Here is a 22,390-nt window from a genome sequence, read left to right on the forward strand (position 1 = left end):
CGGTTGAAGATTCGTGATGGAAAAGGCGTTTGGGCTGGAGCCTTGCACAGAATGGGCCAGACTGATCTTTATCTTCTCTATAGGATCCCGTAATGAAACCAGCAATTCTGGTGGTCGATGACGACACCGCAGTCTGCGAACTGTTGCAGGACGTTCTCAACGAGCACGTCTTTACCGTCCATGTCTGCCACAACGGGCAGGATGCGCTGCGTCTGGCCAGCCAGATGCCGGATATTGCGCTGGTTTTGCTCGATATGATGCTACCGGATATCAACGGCCTGCAGGTATTACAGCAGCTGCAAAAGCAGCGTCCTGAGCTGCCGGTCATTATGCTCACGGGTCTTGGCAGCGAGTCGGATGTGGTGGTGGGGCTGGAGATGGGGGCGGACGATTATATCGGCAAACCCTTTAACCCCCGGGTGGTGGTGGCGCGCGTCAAGGCCGTACTCCGCCGCACCGGCGCGCTGGCGGCAGAGCCTGCGGCGGTCCCACGGGCAGGCGGGATCGGCTTTAACGGCTGGACGCTGGATACCGCCCGCTGCGAGCTGATTGACGCCGCGCGCAACGTGGTCTCCCTGACCCAGGGCGAATACGGTCTGCTGCTGGCGCTCACCCAGAATGCCCGGCGGGTGCTGAGCCGGGAGCAACTGCTGGAGCTGACCCACAGCGAAAGCGCGGAGGTGTTTGACCGCACCATCGACGTGCTGATCATGCGCCTGCGACGCAAAATCGAAATCAATCCTCATCAGCCACTGCTGATTAAAACCATCCGCGGGCTGGGCTACGTCTTTGCCGCCGACGTGCAGCATGGCGACAGGGCGGCCTAGACCAGGCGGTTCTCCTCAATAAACAGCTGCAGCTCCTGCAACGTTTTCGCCCCGTCGATGGCGTTGGCGGCCAGCAGGCTGGCCCGGGCGCAGGCGTGCGCCATCTGAATACTCTCCGTCAGCGACAGCGATTCGTGGCAGCCATACAAAAATCCGGCGCAGAAGGCATCGCCAGCCCCGACGCTGCCGACAATCTCCTCCTGCGTAAGCCGCCACGAGGGGATCCAGCTTCCCGCCTGGCCCGGCTCCTCTCCCCACGCCCCCTCCGGGCAATGGATCACTACCCGTGACTTCACCCCCGCCGCCAGCAGATCTGCCGCCGCCGCCGCAATATTCGCGATCACCGGCGCATCCTGATCATCGCGCATCGGCAGGCCGCTGAACTCGCCCGCCTCCAGCTCGTTAATCACCAGATAGTCGAGATGGCGCAGGGCAGGGAGCACCAGCGGCTGATAGCGCGGATCGCCCTTACGCGACACCAGATCAAGGGACGTTTTAAACCCCAGATCGCGCATCTGCGCCAGCAGCCGCGCGCTGCGGGTGCCATATTCGTCGTCCGGCATATCCAGGCTGTCGAGCAGCAGGAGGTAACCCAGATGGAAGATCTTCATGCTGTAATCGAGCCGGTCAAAGGCGGGCAGATCCAGCAGGCGGTTCGCCCCTGGTGAGTGGAAAAAGGTGCGCTGGCCGCTGGGGTCGGTCATCACCTGCGACATGGAGGTGGGGGCAAAAGTGGTGCGCTGTACCCGCTGGCGGTTGACGTGATACTGGTCGAGCATGGCGAGAATGTAATCCCCGTCGTTATCCTCCCCCACCAGCCCGACCGCCTGCAGCGGGAGCCCGGCATGCATTTTTGCCACGGTTAACAGCACGTTGAGCGGTGCGCCGCCGGTGGCGCGCTCGCTGTGGGTGATCTCCGCCAGCCAGCCGCGCTCCGGCCACTGCACAATCTGGTGGACATGGTCCACCAGCATATTACCCGCCGCGATAATGCCCCGGCGTTCCATTATGCTTGCCCCGCGCTGCCGAAGATGCGCATCTGCGCGGCGACGGTGTCGGTAATCGCCTCTTCGATGCCCAGCAGCAGCTCAGCAAACTCGTCATACAGCGGCTGCCGGTTGGCCATGCGCTGCTCCACGGCCCCCAGCGCCGCCTGGGACATGCCGGTATAGAAGTTAATTTTGTGGATCCCAAGCTCAATGGCCCGGCGAAAATCGGCGTCACCGATCCCGGAGCCGCCGTGCAGCACCAGCGGCAGGCCGGTTTGCTGGCGGATGGCGTCAAGACGGGCAAAATCGAGCTTCGGCTCCCCCTTGTACTTGCCGTGGGCATTGCCGATCGCCACCGCCAGGGCATCAATGCCGGTCTGGTCGACAAATTCCCGCGCCAGGGCCGGATCGGTGAAAAAGGCTTCGTCGGCGTGACCGTACAGGGCGCCGCCCTCATCGCCCCCCACCGCGCCCAGCTCCGCCTCCACCGACACGCCCACCGCGTGGCACATCTTCACCACTTCCCGCGTCTGGCGGATGTTCTCCTCGTAGCTCAGCGTTGAGCCGTCGAACATCACCGAGCTGAACCCCAGGCGCAGCGCCCGCACCACCGCCTCGAAATGCAGACCGTGATCCAGATTCAGCACCACCGGGATGTCATGCCGGGCGGCTTCGAACTTCACCGCCTCCACCAGTGAATCGAGCGACACGTACTTAAAGTGCACTTCGGCAATGTTGATGATAAAGGGCGAGCTCTCCTGGCGGGCCGCGGCAAAGAGCGCCCGCAGGAAGTGAGAGTCGAGGACGTTAAACGCCCCCAGCGCGTAACGCTGTTCCCGGGCGTGCGCCAGCCCGTCGGCGAGAGAGATAAGCGGCATGTTCACTCCTTACAGACGAAACAGGCTGTACTCGTTACACAGCACCAGCACGGCCGGTTCGTCTTCATCAATGTTGTTATAGCGGGCGGTGGGGTGCAGGAAGTGGTTGTCGGTGTCGTCATCATTCACCGAGGAGACCTCGCCCACCAGCACATCCCCAAAGCCCGCTTCACCCCAGAAGCTGTGGTACAAACCGGGCGGCAGACAGATACTCTCTCCCGGTGCGAGACGGATATGGCTGCCTGCCGCGTGAGTCTGCTGGCACCCGTCGATGGAGACCGTAATATCGCCATCCTCTTTCTGCTCATTTTCATCGGCGTTCCACAGCTCCAGAATCAGATTGCCGCCGCCGCGGTTAATGATGTCCTCGCGTTTGCGCCAGTGGAAATGCAGCGGCGTGACCTGGCCGTCGCGCACATGCATGATCTTTTCCGCGTAACATCTGGCCCACGGCTTGCCGCCGGGCGAGCCGTTGCGCAGGGTAAAAAGGGTCAGCCCTTGCGCGGCGAAGTTATCCCCGCCGAAGGCGGTCACGTCCCAGCCGAGGCGAAGATCGAACACTTCGCGCCAGGCCTGTGCGTCGAGCTGCTGCCAGCGGGCAGGGGGGAAGCTGGCAAAGGGGGGCAAATGCACATCGTGCATGGAGAAAAACTGCCGCGTGTGGCCGAGGATTTCGTTAATTTCGGAGCGTTTCATGGTAACTCCTTACGTGATATGCAGAGCCCCTGTTGAAGAGGCTCCGCACCGATCTCACTTAACCGTCCAGCCCTTATAGGTGCCGACGTTGTTCTTATCGATCATCGTCACCGGGATCAGCACCGGCTCTTTCGGCGCCGGTTTGCCCTGCAGAATGCCATAGCCAATCTCCACTGCTTTCGCCGCCATCACCTGCGGGTCCTGCGCCGGGGTGGCGATAAACAGGGAGTTTTCGCGCTTCAGCGCCTCTTCCGCATCCGGGGAACCATCCACGCCAACGATAAAGAATTCATTACGTTGCGCCTGCTTCGCCGCCAGATCGGCCCCGATCGCCGTCGGATCGTTGATGGCGAACACGCCGTCGATCTTCGGATTGGCGGCCAGCAGCGAGGTCATCACCTCCAGCCCGCCTTCACGGCTGCCCTTGGCGTTCTGGTTATCCGAGAGCACCTTGATATCCGGATGTTTTTTAAATTCGGTCTGGCACCCTTCCACGCGGTTCTGTACCGCAGAGACCGGCGGTCCGTTGATGATCACCACGTTGCCTTTGCCTTTCAGACGGTCGGTAATCAACTTACAGGCCATCTCGCCCGCCTGGGTGTTGTTGGAGGTGATGGTCGCATCGGCGCCTTCTGCCGCCACGTCAACCGCCACCACCACGATCCCGGCATCTTTCGCGCGCTTCACCGCCGGGCCGATCCCCTTCGAGTCTGCGGCGTTAAGAATGATCATATCGACCTTAGCGGCGATGAAGTTATCAATCTGCGACACCTGCTGGCCGAGATCGTAACCGCTGGAGACCAGCGTCACTTTCACATTATCTCCCGCCAGTTTGCGTGCTTCCAGCTCCGCCCCTTTGGTGATCTGCACAAAGAACGGGTTCGCCAGGTCACCCACCGTCACGCCGATGGACTTCAGCTCTTTGGCCTGGACAAACGGGGTTGCTGCAAGCAGTGCGCCAGCACAGAGCGCGGTAACAAGAGGTTTTAAACGCATATTTTTCGTCCTCGTTATGTAGGGTATTGTTGTTATGCACTTTGATGGTGTCGGGTACGGTATTTGTCGATCAGTACCGCAATGATGATCACCGCCCCTTTGATCACCAGTTGCCAGAAATAGGAGACGCCCATCAGCGTCATGCCGTTGTTAAGGGTGGCGATAATCAGCGCCCCCACCAGCGTGCCGGTGATGGTGCCGATGCCGCCGACAAAGCTGGTACCGCCGAGGATCACCGCGGCGATGGCGTCCAGCTCATAGCCGGTGCCGAGGTTGCCGTTGGCGCTGTAGAGCCGCGAGGCGCTCATCACTCCGCCCAGACCCGAGAGCAGGCCGCTCATGCCGTAGACAAACAGCAGTACCATCCAGACCTTGATGCCTGTTAAGCGCGCCGCCTGCATGTTGCCGCCCACCGCGTAAATGTGTACCCCGAGGGTGGTGCGGCGCAGGATGAACCAGCAGATGACGATGACCGCGAGGGCGATCACTACCAGCCACGGCACCGGCCCAAGGTAGTTATTGCCGATCCACTCAAAGCTGATGCTGGAGTTAATCACCGTGGTGCCGTCCGCCAGCAGGTAGGCCGCCCCGCGCAGCGCCGTGTAGGTGCCGAGCGTGACGATAAAGGGGGGCAATCCGGCAAAGGCCACCAGCGCCCCGTTGATGGTGCCCAGCACCAGCCCGAGCATCAGGGCCGCCGGGACCGAGAGCATGGAGAGCTCCGGCATCAGCGACACCACCATCGCCGCCACCGCGGTGGTGCCCAGAATCGAGCCCACCGAGAGGTCGATGCCGCCGGTCAGAATGATGAAGGTCATCCCCGCCGCCAGCACGATATTGATGGAGGCCTGACGGGTAATGTTCAGCAAGTTGCTTTCGGTAAAAAAGTTAGGGGCGATAAAGCCAAAGACGGCGACAATCAGGATCAATATCGGCAGGATCCCGATGGTTTGCATCAGATCGCCCATCAGCATTTTTTTGGCGGAGGCCGCTTTGGCCACCTGTTGCGGACTATTTTGTTGGCTCATGATTTTACCGCCTGGTGATGAGAGTCGTTGACGCCGGTTGCCAGCGTCATGATGTTTTCTTGGGTGATATCGGCCCGATGGAGTTCGCCGGCAATGCTCCCTTCGCGCATCACATAGACGCGATCGCTCATGCCCACCACTTCCGGCAGTTCGCTGGAGATCATCAGGATCGCCACCCCTTTACGCGCCATCTGGTTCATGATCCGGTAGATCTCGCTTTTGGCGCCGACATCCACGCCGCGGGTCGGCTCGTCGAGGATCAGAATGCGCGGGCCAATCGCCACCCAGCGGGAGATGAGCAGCTTCTGCTGATTGCCGCCGGAGAGACCGCCCGCCCGCACCTGCGAATGCGGCACGCGAATGTTGAGCAGGGCGATGGCGTCATCGGAGATCGACTGCGCTTTTTTGCGGTTCAGCATGCCGAAGGTGGCGTCGCGCTCCAGCGTCGCCATGGTGATGTTCTCCTGCGCCGCCAGCTCAAGGAACAGCCCTTGCTCCTTGCGGTTCTCGGTTAAAAAACCGATGCCGTGCTCAATGGCAGCACGCGGAGAGTGGATCACCACCGGCTCGCCATCCACCTCAATCATGCCGCCGGTGGCCTTGCGCACGCCAAAAATCAGCTGGGCCAACTCCGAGCGCCCGGCCCCCACCAGCCCGGCGAGCCCGACGATTTCACCGGAGCGCACCAGCAGGCTACAGGGCTGCACTTTGCTACCGTCGGTGAGATGGTGGACATTCAGGCGCGGGCTGCCGAGAGGGATATCGCGCTCTTTATTGAACAGATCGCTCAACGGACGACCGACCATCATCCGCACCAGTTCAGCAGCGTTGAGCTTGTCCCGGGTCAGGCTGCCGACGTACTGGCCGTCACGCAGCACGCTGACGCGATCCGACAGCTCATATACCTCCGCCATGCGGTGGCTGATGTAGATGATCGCCATCCCTTCATCGCGCAGGCGCAAAATCAGTTCAAACAGACGATGGGTTTCGCGAGAGGAGAGGGCGGCGGTGGGTTCATCCATCACCAGAATGCGGCTGTTGCGGTGCAGCGCGCGGGCGATCTCCACCTGCTGCTGCTCGGCGATGGTCAGCTTCATCACCAGATCGGTGGCCTTAAACTGGGCGCCGAGCCGGTCAATTACCGCCTGGGCCTGGGCCGCCATCTCTTTACGCTGCACCAGCCCGCCGCGCGACAGCTCGCTGCCGAGGAAGATGTTTTCGGCCACGGTCAGGTTTGGTGCCAGCTGCATCTCCTGATAAATCAGGGTGATGCCTGCCGCCAGGGCATCTTTCGGGCCTTTGATGTGAAACGGCTTGCCGTCGATCAGGATCTCGCCGCTGGTGGCGATGTAAGCCCCGGCGAGAATTTTCATCAACGTACTTTTTCCGGCGCCGTTTTCACCCATTAGCGCGTGGATCTCACCGGGGAAGACCGTCAGATCCACACCCTTCAGCGCGTGAAAGCTGCCAAAGGTTTTGGCAATGTTGCGCATCTCTAAAACCGGGGTCCTGCTCATGGCGGATCTCCTGTGACGTTCGATATCCGCACTTCATCACAGCCTGGTAAATGCAAAATGTCAGAAGTCGTTCATATTTGTCATAGTTATGAATAGTTAATGTGGATCACAGTTACGCCACGGAGCCAACATGCCCTCACGCCGTCCCCCCTTCTTCGCCAGCGCCCGTGGCCGCCTGCTGATCTTCAATCTGCTGGTGGTGGCGGTGACGTTAATGGTCAGCGGCGTGGCGGTGCTGGGCTTTCGCCACGCCAGCCATATTCAGGAGCAGGTGCAGCGCCAGACGCTGGACGACATGACCGGCAGCATGAATTTGTCGCGGGAAACCGCCAACGTGGCGACGGCGGCGGTACGTTTGTCGCAGGTGGTAGGGGCGCTGGAATATAAAGACGAAGCCAACCGGCTAAAGCAGACCCAGACGGCGCTGGGCCATTCACTGGCGCAGCTTGCCGATGCGCCGCTGGCGCAGCAGGAGCCCGCGCTGGTGGCGCGGATCATCCGGCGCAGCAACGAACTGCAACAAAGCGTGACCGGGATGCTGGAGCGCGGGCAGCGACGCCACCTGGAGCGTAATGCCCTGCTCAGCGCGCTCTACCAGAGCCAGAGCTATCTCCGCCATCTCCAGGAGATCAACCGGCGCTACGCCAGCAACGTACCCGATGCCCGCCTGCTCAGCGAGATGGACCGGCTGATCGTCGCCGCCATCGAAACTCCTTCGCCGCGAGCGACCATCCAGCAGCTTGATACGGTGACGGCGATGCTGCCCCCTCGGGCCACCCAGCCGGTGGTGGGCTTTGTGCTGCCCGATTTTAACGCCGAGCTGAACAAGCTCGGCCCGCTCTCCCGGCAGCTGGAAGAGAGCGATCTGTCGATCAGCTGGTATATGTTTCACATCAAAGCGCTGGTGGCGATCCTCAACCGCGATATCAATCAGTATGTGGAGCAGGTAGCGCAGGCCTCGCAGCTGCGTACCGCCCAGAGCCATCAGGAGCTGCGCTCCATCAGCGTCTTTATTACCCTTTCCGCCGTGCTGGCGCTGATCATTACCGCCTTTGCCTGCTGGTATATCTACCGCAACCTGGGCACCAACCTGACCGCCATCTCCCGGGCGATGTCGCGGCTGGCCCACGGGGAACAGGATGTCTCGGTGCCTGCGCTGCAACGCCGGGATGAGCTGGGCGAGCTGGCGCGGGCATTCAACGTCTTTGCCCGCAATACCGCCTCGCTGGAGCACACCACCCGGCTGCTGAAAGAGAAAACCTCCCAGATGGAGGTGGATCGCATTGAACGTCAGGGGCTGGAGGAGGCGCTGCTCCACAGCCAGAAGATGAAGGCGGTGGGTCAGCTGACGGGCGGGCTGGCGCATGATTTCAATAACCTGCTGGCGGTGATCATCGGCAGTCTGGAGCTGGCCGATCCCCATTCGCCGGATGCGCCGCGCATTAGCCGCGCGCTGAAGGCCGCCGAGCGCGGGGCGCTGTTAACCCAGCGCCTGCTGGCCTTCTCCCGCAAACAGTCCCTGAACCCGCACGCGGTGGAGATGAAACCCCTGCTGGAAAACCTGGCCGAGCTGATGCGTCACTCCCTGCCCGCCACCCTTTCGCTGGAGATCGAAGCGCAGACCCCGGCCTGGCCGGCGTGGATTGACATCAGCCAGCTGGAAAACGCCATTATCAACCTGGTGATGAACGCCCGGGATGCGATGGAAGGGCAAAGTGGAGTGATAAAAATCCGCACCTGGAACCAGCGCGTCACCCGCAGCGACGGACGCAGGCAGGATATGGTGGCGCTGGAGGTGATCGACCACGGCTGCGGGATGTCGCAGGCCATCAAATCCCGGGTCTTCGAACCCTTCTTCACCACCAAGCAGACCGGCAGCGGCAGCGGGCTGGGGCTGTCGATGGTGTATGGCTTTGTGCGCCAGTCCGGCGGGCGGGTGGAGATCGAAAGTGCGCCCGGACAGGGCACCACCGTACGGCTGCATCTGCCCCGCGCCACCCAGCAGGCACTTCCCCAGCCAGAGACGCTGGCGGCCGCCGCAGCGGTACGAAGCGACCGGCTGGTACTGGTGCTGGACGACCAGAGCGATGTCCGCCAGACTCTGTGCGAACAGCTGCACCAGCTGGGCTACCTGACGCTGGAGGCGGAAACCGGCGAGCAGGCGCTGCAAATGCTGAGCGCATCGTCGGATATTGAGATCTTTATCAGCGACTTAATGCTTCCCGGCACCCTGAGCGGCGCGGAGGTGATCCAGCAGGTCCGCCAGCAGTTCCCGCATCTCCCCGTGCTATTGATGAGCGGCCAGGATCTGCGCCCGGCACATAATCCACAACTGCCGGACGTGGAGCTGCTGCGCAAGCCTTTTACCCGTGCGCAGCTGGCACAGGCGCTGCAAAAAATCGGTGCCATGTTTAAGAATTAATCAATCGTAACCGCTGCATTAGTGATGTTAATTTGCGCAAAAATGAGCGGATTAGGATATAAAAGGACTTATGCCGGTACTGTGACGAGAGGGGACTCACATATGATCGTGATGCCTACAACCTATAGCCCGATGACAGTCGCGCGCGCCTTTACGCGGGTGGAAGAGATTGAACTCTCAGGGCGATTGCTGCATGTCATCTATGATCCCCAGACGCCTCGCGCGGCAATCATTGAAGCGGATATCGAAATCTTTGAGGGCATACCGCGACATCGGGTTGTGGCAGCGCTGGATTTACAGCGCAAACCTGCACTCGGTAAAGATATCGTTGCCGTTGAACGCTGCTGGGAAGATGCCCACGTCCTTCAGGTTGAAGGCGTCTGTGTTGATCCTGGCGAGCGGGATAAAGGGCTGGCAACCCGACTTTATGAGGCATTAATCCTCCAGTGCGGTATTACGCTAATAAGCGATTTTGATCAGTACGAAGGCGGTAAAATGCTTTGGCAAAAGATTGCCCGTGAATCGGATCAAATCGCTGTGTTCGTACTGGATGCCGAGCAAGGCGCATTTTGGCCTTATGATGGCAGTAAAGTGATTTACGATGGCGGCTGTATTCCTGAGGAGCGTATCTGGAGTGTTTCGCCTGACCAAAAATGCCATCGCGTTGTTTTAGTGGCCGAGAACAGGCAACGTGCGAATCACCTTATGGAAGAAACTTCCCCCTACAGCATTTGAGATTCCTCCGCTACTCGCTCCACCCGCTGTTTATTACTGTAAAGCCAGCTCACCTGCGAGACTGGCTTTATGAAACAATACTCTACCGCCCTGTTATTGGGTTTGCTCTCTTTAACCAGTCATCTGGCTCACGCTGATATTGTTGACGACACCATCGGCAATATTCAGCAGGCCATTAACGACGCCTACAACCCCAACAGCGACCGCAATAACGATGACGATGACCGTTACGATCGGCGTCGTAGCAGCGATAACCGGCAGTATGAAGAGCGCCAGCGCCAGCTGGACGATCGCCGTCGTCGTCTGGATGAGCGTCAGCGCCAGCTGGATGAGGATCGGCGTCGCTTAGAAGATGACGAGCGCAGGCTGGAAGAGGATTACGATCGGCGGTAATGCCAGTGTCCGGCGGCGCTTCGCTTGCACGGGCCTACGGTTTCCCAGGCCGGGTAAGGCGTAGCCGCCACCCGGCAATGCTTCAGTCCAGCGCCAGCACCATCCCGTCATACCCCGCCTCAAACCCCACAGGGAGCGGGTTGTCCATCATCCACACGTCAAACTCATGGCTGATATGGGTCAGGATCACCTGCGGGCAGCCAATCACCTGATTGAGCGCGATAACCGTATTCAGATCGCAGTGGTTGCGCGGCGTCTCATCCTGCGGCGCATGGCTACAGTCAATCACGATCGCCTGCGGCTGGTTGTTGAGCAGAAACTTCACCGTTTTCTCCGGCAGCCCGGCGGTATCGGAGAGCCAGGCCACGCGGCTGTGGGCGCTCTCCAGCAGATAGCCAAAAGTCAGCTTCGAATGGTTGAGCGGCAGCGGCGTCACCCGCAGGCCCTGGAGTTCAAAGACCACAAACGGCTCGAGAGTATGGCTAAAGTCGAGAAGGCCGGGATGTTTAAAGAGATCGTCGCACCCGGCTTCATCTGGCGGGCCGTAGACCGGAATGGTCGCCCCCATCCCCCAGCGCAGCGGAAACAGCCCCTGGACATGATCCATATGGTAATGGGTGAGTAAAATCTGCTGAAAACTGCCCGCAGTCCAGTCGTCCATCAGGTGTGGGATCCCGGCATCCAGCAGCGTCACCGCATCATTGAATTTGACCACCGCGCTACAGGGGCGACGGCGATAATCTTCCTGCAAACGCGCCCGGCGGCAGGCCGGACAGTCGCAGCCAAAAGCGGGCACCAGCTGGGCGCCACCGGTTCCCGTTAACGTAATGGTCAGACTCATGATGCCTCCTTACAGAGGTTTGGTGAAGCGGAAGTGGCTCTGGGTATACCCTTCACGAAGATAAAAGCGGTGCGCATCGAGACGCTTTACGCTGGTGGAGAGCTCGGTCATCTCCGCCCCGGCGTGGCGGGCCTCTTCTTCCGCCCAGGCCAGCAACTGGCTGCCGACCTTCAGACCACGCGCCTGCGGCATCACCACCAGCTCCTGGATCTCGCCGATCCAGTTGGCGTGATGCAGGTGAAACTGCATGTGCAGGCCGATCATTCCGATGATGTGTCCATCCTGTTCGGCCAGCTGGTAACGCATATTGTGATCCTGCAGATTGGCCGTGAACCCCGCATGGAACGCCGAACGGTCAAGCTCCGCCTGTTTTAACTCACAGATCAGGCCATAGACCGCGTCAACGTCCTCCGCGGTGGCGGGACGCAACTCGCACTCAGGCATGGTTTTTCTCCTTCTGGCTAATGAGTGAAAGGAAGTTGTCGACAGACTGGTGCAAACTGCCGTCATTGTTAAGGATCGGGCAGTCGGACGGCGTATAACGGGCGGCGCGCGCCAGCCGCTGGTCGATCTCTTTAGCGCTCTCCCGCCCACGCGCCTGCAGTCGGCTACGTAGGATCTCCGGCGACACCTGCAGGCAGATCGGCAGCAACGCCCCGGCATAGCGCGCCTGCGCCTGGGGCAGATGGGCGCGCGAACCATTCACCACCACGTCAAATCCGGCGTGCAGCCAGAGATCGATCTCCAGGCCCACCCCATAATAATAGCCGTTAGCGTGCCAGCTCAGGGCAAACAGGTGCTGCCCCGCGCGGGTAAAAAACTCCGACTCGCTGAGGGCGATGTGGTTTTCGCTCCCGGCAGTAGCGGTGCGCGTGATGTAGCGGTGCGCCACCAGCAGTTGTGGATGGGGCTGCTCGCGCAACGCCGCCAGCAGGCTGTCTTTTCCGGAGCCGGAAGGCCCCATTAACCAGATCACTCTTCCCATCAGAACACCCTTTTTCCCTGACGCCAGACGTGGTCGATATGAATGTGCTCGCCTTTACGGTGCGCCAGCACCAGGTCCGCCCGCTTGCCTTCGCCAATCACCCCGCGATCGTGCAGGTTGAGCGCCTGCGCCGGGTTCTTCGTCACCAGGCGGATCGCCTGCGGCAGGGTAAAACGATTCTCCTCGTTGTCCGCCACCCGGAACGCCGCATCCAGCAGGCTGGCGGGGTAGTAATCGGAAGACAGAATATCCAGCAGCCCGAGCGATGCCAGCTGGCTTGCCGCCACGTTGCCGGAGTGCGACCCGCCGCGCACGATGTTCGGCGCACCCATCAGCACGTTCATTCCGTGCTGGCGGGAGGCCTCTGCGGCCTCGAACGTAGTAGGAAATTCGGCGATCACGCTGCCAAGCTGCCGGGATTCAAGCACGTGTTCCGCGGTGGCGTCATCATGGCTGGCGAGGGCGATATTGCGCGCCCGGCAGAGGGCGGCGATGGCCTGGCGGTTGGGCTGCGACCAGCGGGCAGCAAGCTGAAGCTGTTCCTCTTCGTAACGCGCCATCTGCGCGTCGTTGAGGGCATATTTGCCCTGATAATATTCGCGATACTTTTCGATGTTAGCGAACTGGCGCTGGCCCGGAGAGTGATCCATCAGCGACACCAGGGTCACCGGCTCACGGTTCACCAGCTTTTCGAACAGCGGCAGGGTGGTGTGATGAGGCAGCTCGCAGCGCAGGTGCAGGCGGTGCTCGGCGCGGTTAAGGCCGCGCTTCTGCGTCTCCTCCACGGCGTTGATCATCTTCTCCAGATTCTCCAGACGATCGCCGCCGTCGCGCACGTCGCCAATCGCCACCGCATCCAGCACCGTGGTGATGCCGCTGGCGACCATCATCCCGTCGTGGCTGCTCATCGCCGAATGGGCGGGCCAGTCGACTTTGGGTCGCGGGGTGAAGAACTTGTCCATGTTGTCGGTGTGCAGCTCAATCAGCCCTGGCAGCAGCCAGCCGCCTTCACCGTCCATCGCTTCCGGCAGGTGGCTTTGGGTTTCGGCAAAGGCGCGAATGATGCCGTCCTGAATGTCGATGGAGCCGTCAACGACCTCGTTTTCCAGCACCAGTTTTACGTTATTGACGATCATGCGGTGATCCCCATCGGGTGCAGACGATCCGCCACGCGATCCCGCACCGCGTCGTCGTGGAAGATCCCGACGATCGCCGCGCCACGCGCTTTGGCCTCTTCGATCAGTTCAATAACCGCTGCGCTGTTTTTGGCATCCAGCGAGGCGGTCGGTTCATCGAGCAGTAAAATCGGGTAATCGACGATAAAGCCGCGGGCGATGTTGACCCGCTGCTGCTCGCCGCCGGAAAAAGTGGAGGGGGCGAGATGCCACAGACGTTCCGGCACGTTCAGGCGCGTCAGCAGGCTGGCGGCTTTGGCGGCGCAGGTGTCCCGCGGCACGCCGAGATCCAGCAGCGGCTGCATCACCACCTCCAGCGCCGGAACGCGCGGGATCACCCGTAAAAACTGGCTGACCCAGCCAATGGTGGTGCGCCTGACATCCCGCACCTTACGCGCCGGAGCCTGCACCAGATCGACCCATTCGTCGCCGTGGCGCACATGGATATGGCCTTCGTCCGGCAGGTAGTTGGCATACAGCGAGCGCAGCAGGGTCGATTTGCCGCTGCCGGAGTGGCCATGCAGCACCACACATTCGCCGCTGTTCACTTTCAGAGAGGCATTCTGCAGCACCGGCAGGCGCACGCCGTTTTGCTGGTGGAGCACAAAGGTCTTACTTACGTTTTGTACGTGGATCATCTTGGCCTCGTGGCGTTTTCTTGCCGGGTGGCGCTTCGCTTACCCGGCCTACAAAGAGCGCGGTCCGTAGGCCGGGTCAGGCGAAGCCGCCACCCGGCAACAGCAAAATCAGTTCTGCAATACCGATGACACCAGCAGCTGGGTGTAGGGATGATGGGGATCGTCGAGCACCCGGTCGGTCAGCCCACTTTCCACCACCTCGCCGCTCTTCATCACCAGCAGACGGTCCGCTAGCAGGCGGGCGACGCCTAAATCATGGGTGACAATCACCACTGCCAGGTTCAGCTCCACCACCAGACCGCGGAGCAGATCCAGCAGGCGGGCCTGCACCGACACGTCCAGCCCGCCGGTGGGTTCATCCATAAAGACCAGCTTCGGATGGGTAACCAGGTTGCGGGCGATCTGCAGGCGCTGCTGCATCCCGCCGGAGAAGGTGGTGGGCAGGTCGTCGATACGCGACGCCGGGATCTCTACCTCCTCCAGCCACTGTTTCGCCGTCGCGCGGATGTCGCCGTAATGGCGCGCGCCGGTCGCCATCAGCCGTTCGCCGATGTTGCCCCCCGCCGACACCTGGCGGCGCAGGCCATCCATCGGATGCTGATGCACCACGCCCCACTCGGTGCGCAGCAGGCGACGGCGCTCGGCCTCGCTCAGGCCATACAGCGAGTGGCCGTCATAGAGAATGTCGCCGTTCTGCGGCGTCAGGCGCGCCGAGAGGGATTTCAGCAGGGTGGTTTTACCGGAGCCGGACTCGCCGACAATCCCCAGCACTTCCCCCGGCCACAGGTCAAACGACACGTCGCTGAAGCCTTTGCCTGGCGCATAAAGGTGGGTCAGGTTATTGACCGAAAGCAGCGGTTTCATTGGCTGTTGGCCTCGCTCTGTTGGCGGCAAAAATCGGTATCGGAGCAGACAAACATCCGTTTGCCGGTGTCATCCAGCACCACTTCGTCGAGATAGCTGTGCTTCGACCCGCAGATGGCGCACGGCTCATCCCACTCCTGCACCGTAAACGGGTGATCGTCAAAGTCGAGGCTCTCAACCCGCGTGTAGGGCGGCACGGCGTAGATGCGTTTTTCGCGCCCGGCGCCAAAGAGTTGCAGGGCGGGCATCATGTCCATCTTCGGGTTATCGAACTTCGGGATTGGCGACGGGTCCATCACGTAGCGCCCGTTGACCTTCACCGGGTAGGCGTAGGTGGTGGCGATATGGCCGAAGCGGGCGATATCCTCATACAGCTTCACCTGCATTACGCCGTACTCTTCCAGGGCGTGCATGGTGCGGGTTTCGGTTTCGCGCGGCTCGATAAAGCGCAGCGGTTCGGGGATCGGCACCTGGAAAATCAAAATCTGATCTTCAACGAGCGGGGTCTCCGGGATGCGGTGGCGGGTCTGGATCAGCGTGGCGTCTTCGGTGCGCTCGGTGGTGTTCACCCCCGTCACGCGCGTAAAGAACTGGCGGATCGAGACGGCGTTGGTAGTGTCGTCCGCCCCCTGGTCAATCACCTTCAGCACATCCGCTTCGCCAATCACGCTGGCGGTGATCTGAATCCCGCCGGTGCCCCAGCCGTAGGGCATGGGCATTTCACGGCCACCGAACGGCACCTGATAGCCGGGGATGGCCACCGCTTTTAAAATGGCGCGGCGGATCATGCGTTTGGTTTGCTCATCCAGATAAGCAAAGTTGTAGCCGCTGAGGTTAGCCATTGTCGCGCTCCTGTTGCAGACGTTTAAGCAGCTCCAGTTCAGCCTGGAAATCGACGTAGTGCGGCAGCTTGAGGTGCGAGACAAAGCCTGCGGCCTCAACGTTATCCGCGTGGGCCAGCACAAACTCCTCGTCCTGCGCCGGGCCTGTAATGTTCTCGTCGTAGTCGGGGGCCTGAAGGGCGCGGTCAACCAGCGCCATCGCCATCGCCTTGCGCTCGCCCATGCCGAACACCAGACCGTAGCCGCGGGTGAAGTGCGGCGCGTCGTTATCCGGGGTAACGAAGCCGTTTACCATTTCGCACTCGGTCATCAGCATTTCACCGACGTTTACCGCAAATCCCAGCTCTTCCGGCACAATATTGATGTCGATATAGCCGCTGCGGATCTCTCCGGCAAAGGGGTGGTTACGGCCATAGCCACGCTGGGTGGAGTAGGCCAGCGCCAGCAGATAGCCCTCATCGCCACGCATCAGCTGCTGCAGGCGCGATGAGCGTGAACAGGGGTAAACCGGCGGCGTGCGGGTGATGTCGTCTGGCTCATCGCCGCAATCCTCTTCCGCTTTCGCCAGCCCCTGGTTGGCCAGCAGGCTAAAAACGTGCGGCGCGGCGTCCTGCTCGGTGTTTGAGGGGGTAAGGCGAGGGGTTTCGCCATTTGCCAGCAGGGTGAAATCGAGCAGGCGGTGAGTGTAGTCGTAGGTCGGGCCAAGCAGCTGGCCGCCGGGAATGTCTTTATAGACCGCCGAAATACGGCGCTCCAGGCGCATCTCCGCGGTGTTGATCGGCTCGCTCACCGCCAGCTTCGCCAGCGTAGTACGGTAAGCGCGCAGCAGGAAGATGGCCTCGACGTTATCACCGCTGGCCTGCTTCAGCGCCAGGGCTGCCAGCTCGCGATCGGCGATGCCGCCTTCGGTCATTACCCGGTCAACGGCCAGGTTCAACTGCTGTTCAATCTGGGCGACGCTCAGCTCGGGGATCTGCTCATCGCCCCGGCGTCTGTGTTCCTGCAACGCGTGGGCGGCGGCGATCGCCTTCTCGCCCCCTTTGACGGCAACGTACATCAGCACACCTCCACGTGGGTGGTTCGCGGGATCGCCAGCAGGCGCTCGCCGCAGGTCAGCAGCAGGTCGATCCCCAGCGGGAACGGGTGCGGGCGCTCGGTCAGCTCGTGAATGATGCACTCCGGCAACTGCGGGGCGACCATCCGCTCCTCGGCGATGCCGGCCCCGGTCAGGCGCAGCATGCGTCCGCCGCTCAGGCTGGAGACCTGCAAAATCAGGGTCGCGCTGGTCTCCGGCGCCACAGCGCTGCCCTCGCTCAGGGCGTTGAGCTGCTCGTGGCCGATCTGCTCGTCGGCGACGGCGAACACCGCCTGCTGCGGCTGCTCCACCAGCGGGGCGCTGGTATGAAAACGCAGGTTGCTGCTGACGATATCGTTGCTGACGGAGCCCGACAGCCAGACCGGGGTGTCGTTATCGGCCAGGGTCAGCAGCACGCTGGTGGTGGCGAGGTTCAGCGGCTGCCAGCCATGCTTAAGCTGATGCAGCGAGACGATGACGCCCGGCTCGCTCATCGCTTTCAGCAGACGACGAAAACTGTGCTGGGCATCCTGCACGGCAAGGGTAAAAGCGGGGTGAAGTGTCATGCGTTGTCTCCGCGAACGAGCGTAAAGAAGTCGACCCGGCTGGTGTTCACTTCGGCCTGACGGGCGGCAAGGCGTGCGGCGCGGTCGGCATCCAGCGGGGCAATAACGGTTTCCATCAGGGCCTGAAAATGGGGGGCTTCCTGCAGCAGGGCATCCACAACGGCGCACTGCTCGGCGTGGGGTTTGTTACGCCCGAGCAGGTAGCTGTAGCCGAGGGTGCCGCTGGCAAGACGCACCACGGCGCGGGTCAGGGTGGCATCGCCGGCAAAGTAGCGGGCCCCGGTGCCGCCCATCCGCGCCTGGATCTGCACCAGTCCGGTTTCCGGGGCGCGGATCAGTTCATAAGCGGGCGACAGGCTCAGCGCCGACATCCGCGCGGCAAGCGCCGCAGGCTGGCTGTGGGCGAGCACGGCCATCCAGTGCTGGCGGGTGGAGGTATCGAAATGCATTCAGTGCTCCATGGTGAATTCAATCATGTCGGCGCGGGTCAGGCTGACGGAGTACTCCGTCGCATTCACCTCGCCGTCACGGTGGTTAAGGGTGCGCACGCAGAGCAGGGGCGCCATGTTGGGGATCTCCAGCACCTTGCTCTCTTTGGCCTGGGCGCGACGGGCGCTGATGCGCGTCTGGGTGCGTTTGAGCGCAATGCCCGTGGCATCCTGCAGAAAGTCATGCAGCGAGCCGCTGGTGAAATGTTGCAGCACCGGCCAGAGGGCCAGATCCGCGAAGTAGTGGTCGATCTGGCAGAGGGGGATACCGTTAACCCGGCGCAGGGTGCGCAGGTGGATGACGTTGTCTCCCTCCTGGATCCCCAGCGCATCCGCCACGTGACTGGAGGCCGGACGCAGCACCGAGAGCAGCTTTTCGCTGGTGGGGTGGCTGCCCTGATCCAGCAGGTTCTGGCTGAAACGCGCCTGGGCGTTGAGCGGGTAGTCGAACGGGCGCATCAGCACCAGCACGCCGACGCCCTGGCGGCGCTGTACCCAACCGCGCTCCACCAGCTGGTCAATGGCCCGCCGCAGGGTGTGACGGTTGACTTCATAGCGATCGGCAAGCTGCTGTTCCGCAGGCAGATAATCCCCGCAGCGGTAGTGCGTGCGCAGCTCCACTTCGAGCTTTGCCGCAATCTCTTGCCAGCGGGTGGGGTAACTGGTCGGATGTCTGGATAAGTGCATACAAATCAAAGCCTCGCTTCTCAGATGAAGTGCTTACGCAAACGTTGAGAGAGGAAGTCCAGCAGGCTGACGGTGATGATGATGAGCACCATCAGGGCGCAGGTTTGCTGGAACTGGAAACCGCGAATCGCTTCCCACAAAGTGACGCCAATCCCGCCTGCGCCCACCATGCCGACAACGGTGGCGGAGCGGACGTTGGACTCAAAGCGGTAGAGGGAGTAGGAGATGAGTAGCGGCATCACCTGGGGCAGCACGCCGTAAAGAATTTCTTCAATTTTGTTGGCACCGGTGGCGCGAATGCCTTCGACCGGGCCGGGCTCAATGGCTTCTACCGCTTCCGAAAGCAGCTTGGAGAGCACGCCGGTGGTGTGAATAAAAAGCGCCAGCACCCCGGCGAAGGGACCGAGACCGACGGCGACCACGAACAGCATCGCAAAGACCATTTCGTTGATGGCGCGGCAGGCGTCCATCAGGCGGCGCACCGGCTGGTAAATCCACCACGGCACAATGTTGTCGGCGCTCATCAGGCCAAACGGAATGGAGAGCACCACGGCCAGGGCGGTGCCCCAGACGGCGATTTGCAGCGTGACGGCCATCTCGCCGAGGTAGTCCTGCCACTGGCTGAAGTCCGGCGGGAAGAAGTCGGCGGCGAAGGTCGCCATGTTGCCGGAGTCCTGGATCAGCGTCAGCGGGGCCATTTCCGCGCCCTTCCAGGAGACAACCAGCACCGCCAGCAGGATGGCCCAGCTGATCAGCGAGAACCAGCTGCGCTTTGGCGGTGGGAGAGTGATGGTTTGCATGTGTGCTCCTTAATCTGTTCTCCCTCTCCCTCAAGGGAGAGGGAACGTAATCACTGCACCGCTTTGGTCACGCTGGTCATCGCGCCCAGCGCGGCGGTCAGGCGGTCGAGATCGTCCAGCTGCGCCTGAATTTCAGACAGCTTGCTGTTCTTCTCTTCCTCTTTCAGCGTCTTGTTGTCCTTCACGCCCTGGATCTGTTTGAACAGCGCCAGCTGGCGAATCGGCACCAGCTGCAGGTCGCTGGAGGCGCGGAACGGCGCCCAGCCCAGGCGTTCCAGCACGGTTTTCTCTTCCGCGGTTTTGCCGTAGTTCATAAAGAAGTCGTACACCTTCTCCTTGGTGCTTTCGGAGAGGTTTTTACGCCACACAATCGGGTCCCCCGGGATCAGCGGAGATTTCCAGATCACCTTCAGTTCTTTCAGCTTGTCCGGCGCGGAGGTCTTCAGCTTGTCGAGGTTTTCGGTGTTGTTGGTGGCAACATCCACCTGTTTGTTGGCGACGGCCAGGGCGTTGGTTTCGTGCCCGGCGTTGACCGTGCGTTTGAATTCGCTGGTGGAGACATTGTTTTTGGCGAAGACGTAATAGCCCGGCACCAGGAAGCCCGACGTGGAGTTGGGATCGCCGTTGCCAAAGGTGAGCTCTTTACGTTTGGCGAGCATGTCGTTGAGGTTGTTGATCGGGCTCTCTTTGTTGACGATCAGCACGCTCCAGTAACCCGGGGAGCCGTCGGCGGCCACGGTTTGCGCAAAGACCTGACCGTTGGCACGATCCACCGCTTCCATCGCCGAGAGGTTGCCGTACCAGGCGATATCCACTTTGTTAAAGCGCATCCCCTGGATGATGCCCGCGTAGTCCGGGGCGAAGAAGGCGTTCACTTTGATCCCCAGCTTGCTTTCCATGTCCTTCAGGAAGGGTTCCCACTGTGGCTTCAGGTTTTGCTGTGATTCCGTCGAAATAATGCCGAAATTCAGCGCCTTTTCCTGCTCCTCTGCAAACGCCGGGCTGAACAGGGTGCTGATGCTGAACATGCTGGTGAAGGCCAGCGCGGCAACCGTCTTATAGCTCATTTCCATTCCTCATTGTGGGGACGTTAAGCAGCCTGCGCGCTCTCTTCGACGCGGTTAATGCTGCGGTAGAGATGATCAAAACGTTCGTTATCAAACTGGTGGCTGGCGCCATCGAAGAAGACGTGCCCCTGACGCAGGGCGACGATGCGCTCGCAGTAGCGCAGGGCGTAATCCACCTGGTGCAGCGTGACCACCACGGTGATGCCGTCCTTGCGGTTAATGTCGCGCAGGGTTTCCATGACGATGCGGGCCGACTCCGGGTCCAGCGAGGCAATCGGCTCATCGGCGAGAATGATTTTGGCTTTCTGCATCAGCGCCCGGGCAATCGCCACGCGCTGCTGCTGTCCACCGGACAGGGTGGAGACGCGCTGGTGGGCGAAATGGGCCATGCCGACGCGGGTGAGTGCCTGCAGAGCTTCTTGCTTCTGGGACGGGGAGAACCAGCGCAGACAGGTGCGCCAGAACGGGGTGCTGCCGAGCGCGCCAATCAGCACGTTCTCCAGCACCGTCAGGCGGTTCACCAGGTTGAACTGCTGGAAGATGTAGCCGGTCTGGGCGCGGCTTTTGCGAATATCACTCGCCAGACGGCCCGCGCGCTGCACGGTATTGCCCAGCAGCTCAACGTGGCTTTCTGAGGTTTTGTCGCAGGTGATGAGGCCGCTTAAGTGGCGCAGAAGGGTGGATTTACCTGAACCGGACGGCCCCAGCAGCGCTACCATTTCGCCCTGCTGGACGGTCAGATCAACGGCATGCAGAGCCTTGTTGTGATGAAAGGTTTTGCTCAGCTTCTCGACGCGGATGACAGTGTGCATGGGTAAGGCCTCAATTCAAATGTGGCCTCATGCTGGCGGATCAATGTGACATTTAGGTTAAGTGTTGGTTGCGGGAGTTTGAAGAGTTGAGGTGAAAGCGATGACAGTGACGGCAGGCCCGGCGGCGCTTCGCTTGCCGGGCCTATAAAAGACAAATCAGTTCTTCTTAACGAACTCGGATTTGAGCTTCATCGGGCCGAAGCCGTCAATTTTGCAGTCGATGTTGTGGTCGCCCTCGACCAGACGGATGCCCTTCACTTTGGTGCCGATCTTCAGCATAGAAGAGCTGCCTTTGACCTTCAGGTCTTTAATGACGGTGACGTTATCGCCATCCGCCAGCAGGTTGCCGTTGGCATCTTTAACGATCAGCTCATCGCTCTCGGCTACGGGTTCTGCGTTGTTCCATTCGTGAGCGCATTCCGGGCAGATGAACATACCGTTATCTTCATAGGTATATTCAGAGTTGCATTTCGGGCAGTGTGGCAGTGACATGGTGTTCTCCTCAAAATAGTGCGAACCGGCGGCAATGAGGCCCGCCAAAAATCGACAGGTTGTCGAAAAAGGCGGCAAGTATAGCGCATGTCCTTACTTTTGTCGGTGATATTATTTTTCGCTTTTGGCTAAAAAAAGCGTTTCTGATGACAGAGTCTGTCAGTGACTCAGGTAATGATAAGTACCCGGCGCGAGAATGAAATGCTTGCGAATGAAAGCAATAATATTTTATTGCGGCAAATTGATACGCCGTGTCATTTCGGATAAGGTTAAGGTGCTAATGATATTCACCGTAAATGTTTTTATAGCCATCCCCGGGCTTGCAGGGATGATTACCCCCTCATTTTTGGTGGGCGATTAAAGATGGTTTATCCTGAAATTTATTAAATTTGAGCTACGCTCTTAGTCTTTCGGTTTCCCTGACCGAAGGAGCGCGCTCCGCTGTTTTATGCGCTTAAAGAATATATTTGATTGTCATCAGACAATTATTTTGCGTCGAACATATTTGCTACACGGAATCATATAAGCCGATCCTTCATTCTTAAAATAATTCGGTTATATAAAATTTGTGTTAAGG

At 60.5% G+C, this 22,390-nt stretch carries 25 protein-coding genes; 4 read left to right on the top strand and 21 right to left on the bottom strand.

The features are described from left to right. The first annotated feature begins 92 nt into the window (after nucleotides 1-92). The gene (locus GNG26_RS01390; RefSeq protein WP_103177887.1) at nucleotides 93-827 is read left to right on the top strand and encodes a response regulator; all 735 of its coding nucleotides are present in this window, start codon (nucleotides 93-95) and stop codon (nucleotides 825-827) included. Here GNG26_RS01390 and GNG26_RS01395 read toward each other — a convergent pair. From GNG26_RS01395 to GNG26_RS01420, 6 genes are read right to left on the bottom strand one after another with little or no spacing between them, the layout of a single operon-like run. Next, a complete protein-coding gene (locus tag GNG26_RS01395; RefSeq protein ID WP_156237529.1) occupies nucleotides 824-1,837 on the bottom strand; it encodes a carbohydrate kinase family protein in 1,014 nt (337 codons plus the stop codon). The two genes, GNG26_RS01390 and GNG26_RS01395, sit on opposite strands and share 4 nt — an antisense overlap. Then, the gene (locus tag GNG26_RS01400) at nucleotides 1,834-2,694 is read right to left on the bottom strand and encodes a ketose 1,6-bisphosphate aldolase (RefSeq protein ID WP_156237530.1); all 861 of its coding nucleotides are present in this window, start codon (nucleotides 2,692-2,694) and stop codon (nucleotides 1,834-1,836) included. Before GNG26_RS01400 ends, GNG26_RS01395 begins: the two co-directional genes overlap by 4 nt. A 9-nt stretch (nucleotides 2,695-2,703) precedes the next feature. Then, the gene (locus GNG26_RS01405; RefSeq protein ID WP_103825422.1) at nucleotides 2,704-3,390 is read right to left on the bottom strand and encodes a D-lyxose/D-mannose family sugar isomerase; all 687 of its coding nucleotides are present in this window, start codon (nucleotides 3,388-3,390) and stop codon (nucleotides 2,704-2,706) included. A 54-nt stretch (nucleotides 3,391-3,444) separates the two neighbouring features. After that, nucleotides 3,445-4,386, bottom strand: coding sequence for an ABC transporter substrate-binding protein (locus GNG26_RS01410; RefSeq protein ID WP_103177891.1), 942 nt, complete (start codon nucleotides 4,384-4,386; stop codon nucleotides 3,445-3,447). A gap of 32 nt (nucleotides 4,387-4,418) precedes the next feature. Next, on the bottom strand, nucleotides 4,419-5,414 hold the full coding sequence (locus tag GNG26_RS01415; protein ID WP_103177892.1) for a ribose ABC transporter permease: 996 nt from the start codon (nucleotides 5,412-5,414) through the stop codon (nucleotides 4,419-4,421). Further along, nucleotides 5,411-6,931 (bottom strand): sugar ABC transporter ATP-binding protein, encoded by a 1,521-nt coding sequence (locus tag GNG26_RS01420; protein ID WP_103825423.1) that lies wholly within the window; start codon nucleotides 6,929-6,931, stop codon nucleotides 5,411-5,413. The genes GNG26_RS01415 and GNG26_RS01420 overlap by 4 nt, the downstream gene beginning before the upstream one ends. Before the next feature lie 130 nt (nucleotides 6,932-7,061). Between GNG26_RS01420 and GNG26_RS01425 the strand changes: the two genes are divergently transcribed. From GNG26_RS01425 to yjdP, 3 genes are all read left to right on the top strand, one after another. After that, nucleotides 7,062-9,353 carry a hybrid sensor histidine kinase/response regulator gene (locus tag GNG26_RS01425; protein ID WP_156237531.1) on the top strand — a complete coding sequence of 764 codons (2,292 nt, stop codon included), beginning with the start codon at nucleotides 7,062-7,064 and terminating at the stop codon, nucleotides 9,351-9,353. Nucleotides 9,354-9,455: 102 nt separating this feature from the next. Continuing rightward, nucleotides 9,456-10,088 (top strand): GNAT family N-acetyltransferase, encoded by a 633-nt coding sequence (locus GNG26_RS01430; RefSeq protein WP_156237532.1) that lies wholly within the window; start codon nucleotides 9,456-9,458, stop codon nucleotides 10,086-10,088. Nucleotides 10,089-10,157: 69 nt separating this feature from the next. Continuing rightward, nucleotides 10,158-10,481, top strand: coding sequence for a DDRRRQL repeat protein YjdP (gene yjdP / locus GNG26_RS01435; protein WP_156237533.1), 324 nt, complete (start codon nucleotides 10,158-10,160; stop codon nucleotides 10,479-10,481). An 82-nt stretch (nucleotides 10,482-10,563) separates the two neighbouring features. On the opposite strand, the gene phnP is transcribed toward yjdP, so the two are convergent. The 15 genes from phnP to GNG26_RS01510 all read right to left on the bottom strand — a co-directional run bounded on the left by phnP (nucleotide 10,564) and on the right by GNG26_RS01510 (nucleotide 21,813). Continuing rightward, on the bottom strand, nucleotides 10,564-11,322 hold the full coding sequence (gene phnP / locus GNG26_RS01440; protein ID WP_156237534.1) for a phosphonate metabolism protein PhnP: 759 nt from the start codon (nucleotides 11,320-11,322) through the stop codon (nucleotides 10,564-10,566). A gap of 9 nt (nucleotides 11,323-11,331) precedes the next feature. Next, nucleotides 11,332-11,766: an aminoalkylphosphonate N-acetyltransferase gene (phnO, locus tag GNG26_RS01445; protein ID WP_156237535.1), complete on the bottom strand. Its 435-nt coding sequence runs from the start codon at nucleotides 11,764-11,766 to the stop codon at nucleotides 11,332-11,334. After that, nucleotides 11,759-12,310 (bottom strand): ribose 1,5-bisphosphokinase, encoded by a 552-nt coding sequence (gene phnN / locus GNG26_RS01450; RefSeq protein WP_156237536.1) that lies wholly within the window; start codon nucleotides 12,308-12,310, stop codon nucleotides 11,759-11,761. Before phnN ends, phnO begins: the two co-directional genes overlap by 8 nt. Further along, nucleotides 12,307-13,443: an alpha-D-ribose 1-methylphosphonate 5-triphosphate diphosphatase gene (gene phnM / locus GNG26_RS01455; protein WP_156237537.1), complete on the bottom strand. Its 1,137-nt coding sequence runs from the start codon at nucleotides 13,441-13,443 to the stop codon at nucleotides 12,307-12,309. The genes phnN and phnM overlap by 4 nt, the downstream gene beginning before the upstream one ends. Then, on the bottom strand, nucleotides 13,440-14,120 hold the full coding sequence (phnL, locus tag GNG26_RS01460) for a phosphonate C-P lyase system protein PhnL (protein ID WP_103825435.1): 681 nt from the start codon (nucleotides 14,118-14,120) through the stop codon (nucleotides 13,440-13,442). Before phnL ends, phnM begins: the two co-directional genes overlap by 4 nt. Before the next feature lie 108 nt (nucleotides 14,121-14,228). Then, nucleotides 14,229-14,984 carry a phosphonate C-P lyase system protein PhnK gene (gene phnK, locus GNG26_RS01465; protein WP_156237538.1) on the bottom strand — a complete coding sequence of 252 codons (756 nt, stop codon included), beginning with the start codon at nucleotides 14,982-14,984 and terminating at the stop codon, nucleotides 14,229-14,231. Next, nucleotides 14,981-15,826, bottom strand: a complete 846-nt coding sequence (gene phnJ, locus GNG26_RS01470) for an alpha-D-ribose 1-methylphosphonate 5-phosphate C-P-lyase PhnJ (RefSeq protein ID WP_103177903.1) — start codon at nucleotides 15,824-15,826, stop codon at nucleotides 14,981-14,983. Before phnJ ends, phnK begins: the two co-directional genes overlap by 4 nt. Further along, nucleotides 15,819-16,883 (bottom strand): carbon-phosphorus lyase complex subunit PhnI, encoded by a 1,065-nt coding sequence (locus GNG26_RS01475; protein WP_156237539.1) that lies wholly within the window; start codon nucleotides 16,881-16,883, stop codon nucleotides 15,819-15,821. Before GNG26_RS01475 ends, phnJ begins: the two co-directional genes overlap by 8 nt. Beyond that, nucleotides 16,883-17,467, bottom strand: coding sequence for a phosphonate C-P lyase system protein PhnH (gene phnH / locus GNG26_RS01480; protein WP_156237540.1), 585 nt, complete (start codon nucleotides 17,465-17,467; stop codon nucleotides 16,883-16,885). Before phnH ends, GNG26_RS01475 begins: the two co-directional genes overlap by 1 nt. Beyond that, the gene (phnG, locus tag GNG26_RS01485) at nucleotides 17,464-17,916 is read right to left on the bottom strand and encodes a phosphonate C-P lyase system protein PhnG (protein ID WP_156237541.1); all 453 of its coding nucleotides are present in this window, start codon (nucleotides 17,914-17,916) and stop codon (nucleotides 17,464-17,466) included. The genes phnH and phnG overlap by 4 nt, the downstream gene beginning before the upstream one ends. After that, the gene (gene phnF / locus GNG26_RS01490) at nucleotides 17,917-18,642 is read right to left on the bottom strand and encodes a phosphonate metabolism transcriptional regulator PhnF (RefSeq protein ID WP_156237542.1); all 726 of its coding nucleotides are present in this window, start codon (nucleotides 18,640-18,642) and stop codon (nucleotides 17,917-17,919) included. A 20-nt stretch (nucleotides 18,643-18,662) separates the two neighbouring features. Next, nucleotides 18,663-19,442, bottom strand: coding sequence for a phosphonate ABC transporter, permease protein PhnE (gene phnE, locus GNG26_RS01495; protein WP_156237543.1), 780 nt, complete (start codon nucleotides 19,440-19,442; stop codon nucleotides 18,663-18,665). Between the two features lie 50 nt (nucleotides 19,443-19,492). Beyond that, a complete protein-coding gene (phnD, locus tag GNG26_RS01500; RefSeq protein ID WP_156237544.1) occupies nucleotides 19,493-20,509 on the bottom strand; it encodes a phosphonate ABC transporter substrate-binding protein in 1,017 nt (338 codons plus the stop codon). 23 nt (nucleotides 20,510-20,532) lie between these two features. After that, nucleotides 20,533-21,321 (bottom strand): phosphonate ABC transporter ATP-binding protein, encoded by a 789-nt coding sequence (gene phnC, locus GNG26_RS01505; protein ID WP_114316119.1) that lies wholly within the window; start codon nucleotides 21,319-21,321, stop codon nucleotides 20,533-20,535. A 156-nt stretch (nucleotides 21,322-21,477) separates the two neighbouring features. Continuing rightward, on the bottom strand, nucleotides 21,478-21,813 hold the full coding sequence (locus tag GNG26_RS01510) for a zinc ribbon domain-containing protein YjdM (protein ID WP_103825445.1): 336 nt from the start codon (nucleotides 21,811-21,813) through the stop codon (nucleotides 21,478-21,480). Nucleotides 21,814-22,390 lie beyond the last annotated feature (577 nt).

The organism is Leclercia sp. J807 (assembly GCF_009734465.1).
Taxonomy (GTDB): Bacteria; Pseudomonadota; Gammaproteobacteria; order Enterobacterales; family Enterobacteriaceae; genus Enterobacter.

Excerpts from the sequence above, each read along its gene's own strand:
- phnG (WP_156237541.1), bottom strand. The coding sequence starts at position 17,916 with ATGCATTTCGATACCTCCACCCGCCAGCACTGGATGGCCGTGCTCGCC.
- GNG26_RS01420 (WP_103825423.1), bottom strand. The coding sequence starts at position 6,931 with ATGAGCAGGACCCCGGTTTTAGAGATGCGCAACATTGCCAAAACCTTT.
- GNG26_RS01410 (WP_103177891.1), bottom strand. The coding sequence starts at position 4,386 with ATGCGTTTAAAACCTCTTGTTACCGCGCTCTGTGCTGGCGCACTGCTT.
- yjdP (WP_156237533.1), top strand. The coding sequence starts at position 10,158 with ATGAAACAATACTCTACCGCCCTGTTATTGGGTTTGCTCTCTTTAACC.
- phnH (WP_156237540.1), bottom strand. The coding sequence starts at position 17,467 with ATGACACTTCACCCCGCTTTTACCCTTGCCGTGCAGGATGCCCAGCAC.
- phnP (WP_156237534.1), bottom strand. The coding sequence starts at position 11,322 with ATGAGTCTGACCATTACGTTAACGGGAACCGGTGGCGCCCAGCTGGTG.
- GNG26_RS01400 (WP_156237530.1), bottom strand. The coding sequence starts at position 2,694 with ATGCCGCTTATCTCTCTCGCCGACGGGCTGGCGCACGCCCGGGAACAG.
- GNG26_RS01475 (WP_156237539.1), bottom strand. The coding sequence starts at position 16,883 with ATGTACGTTGCCGTCAAAGGGGGCGAGAAGGCGATCGCCGCCGCCCAC.
- GNG26_RS01430 (WP_156237532.1), top strand. The coding sequence starts at position 9,456 with ATGATCGTGATGCCTACAACCTATAGCCCGATGACAGTCGCGCGCGCC.
- phnJ (WP_103177903.1), bottom strand. The coding sequence starts at position 15,826 with ATGGCTAACCTCAGCGGCTACAACTTTGCTTATCTGGATGAGCAAACC.
- GNG26_RS01510 (WP_103825445.1), bottom strand. The coding sequence starts at position 21,813 with ATGTCACTGCCACACTGCCCGAAATGCAACTCTGAATATACCTATGAA.
- phnL (WP_103825435.1), bottom strand. The coding sequence starts at position 14,120 with ATGATCCACGTACAAAACGTAAGTAAGACCTTTGTGCTCCACCAGCAA.
- phnC (WP_114316119.1), bottom strand. The coding sequence starts at position 21,321 with ATGCACACTGTCATCCGCGTCGAGAAGCTGAGCAAAACCTTTCATCAC.
- phnF (WP_156237542.1), bottom strand. The coding sequence starts at position 18,642 with ATGCACTTATCCAGACATCCGACCAGTTACCCCACCCGCTGGCAAGAG.
- GNG26_RS01415 (WP_103177892.1), bottom strand. The coding sequence starts at position 5,414 with ATGAGCCAACAAAATAGTCCGCAACAGGTGGCCAAAGCGGCCTCCGCC.
- phnK (WP_156237538.1), bottom strand. The coding sequence starts at position 14,984 with ATGAAACCGCTGCTTTCGGTCAATAACCTGACCCACCTTTATGCGCCA.
- phnE (WP_156237543.1), bottom strand. The coding sequence starts at position 19,442 with ATGCAAACCATCACTCTCCCACCGCCAAAGCGCAGCTGGTTCTCGCTG.
- GNG26_RS01425 (WP_156237531.1), top strand. The coding sequence starts at position 7,062 with ATGCCCTCACGCCGTCCCCCCTTCTTCGCCAGCGCCCGTGGCCGCCTG.
- phnO (WP_156237535.1), bottom strand. The coding sequence starts at position 11,766 with ATGCCTGAGTGCGAGTTGCGTCCCGCCACCGCGGAGGACGTTGACGCG.
- phnM (WP_156237537.1), bottom strand. The coding sequence starts at position 13,443 with ATGATCGTCAATAACGTAAAACTGGTGCTGGAAAACGAGGTCGTTGAC.
- GNG26_RS01390 (WP_103177887.1), top strand. The coding sequence starts at position 93 with ATGAAACCAGCAATTCTGGTGGTCGATGACGACACCGCAGTCTGCGAA.
- GNG26_RS01405 (WP_103825422.1), bottom strand. The coding sequence starts at position 3,390 with ATGAAACGCTCCGAAATTAACGAAATCCTCGGCCACACGCGGCAGTTT.
- phnD (WP_156237544.1), bottom strand. The coding sequence starts at position 20,509 with ATGAGCTATAAGACGGTTGCCGCGCTGGCCTTCACCAGCATGTTCAGC.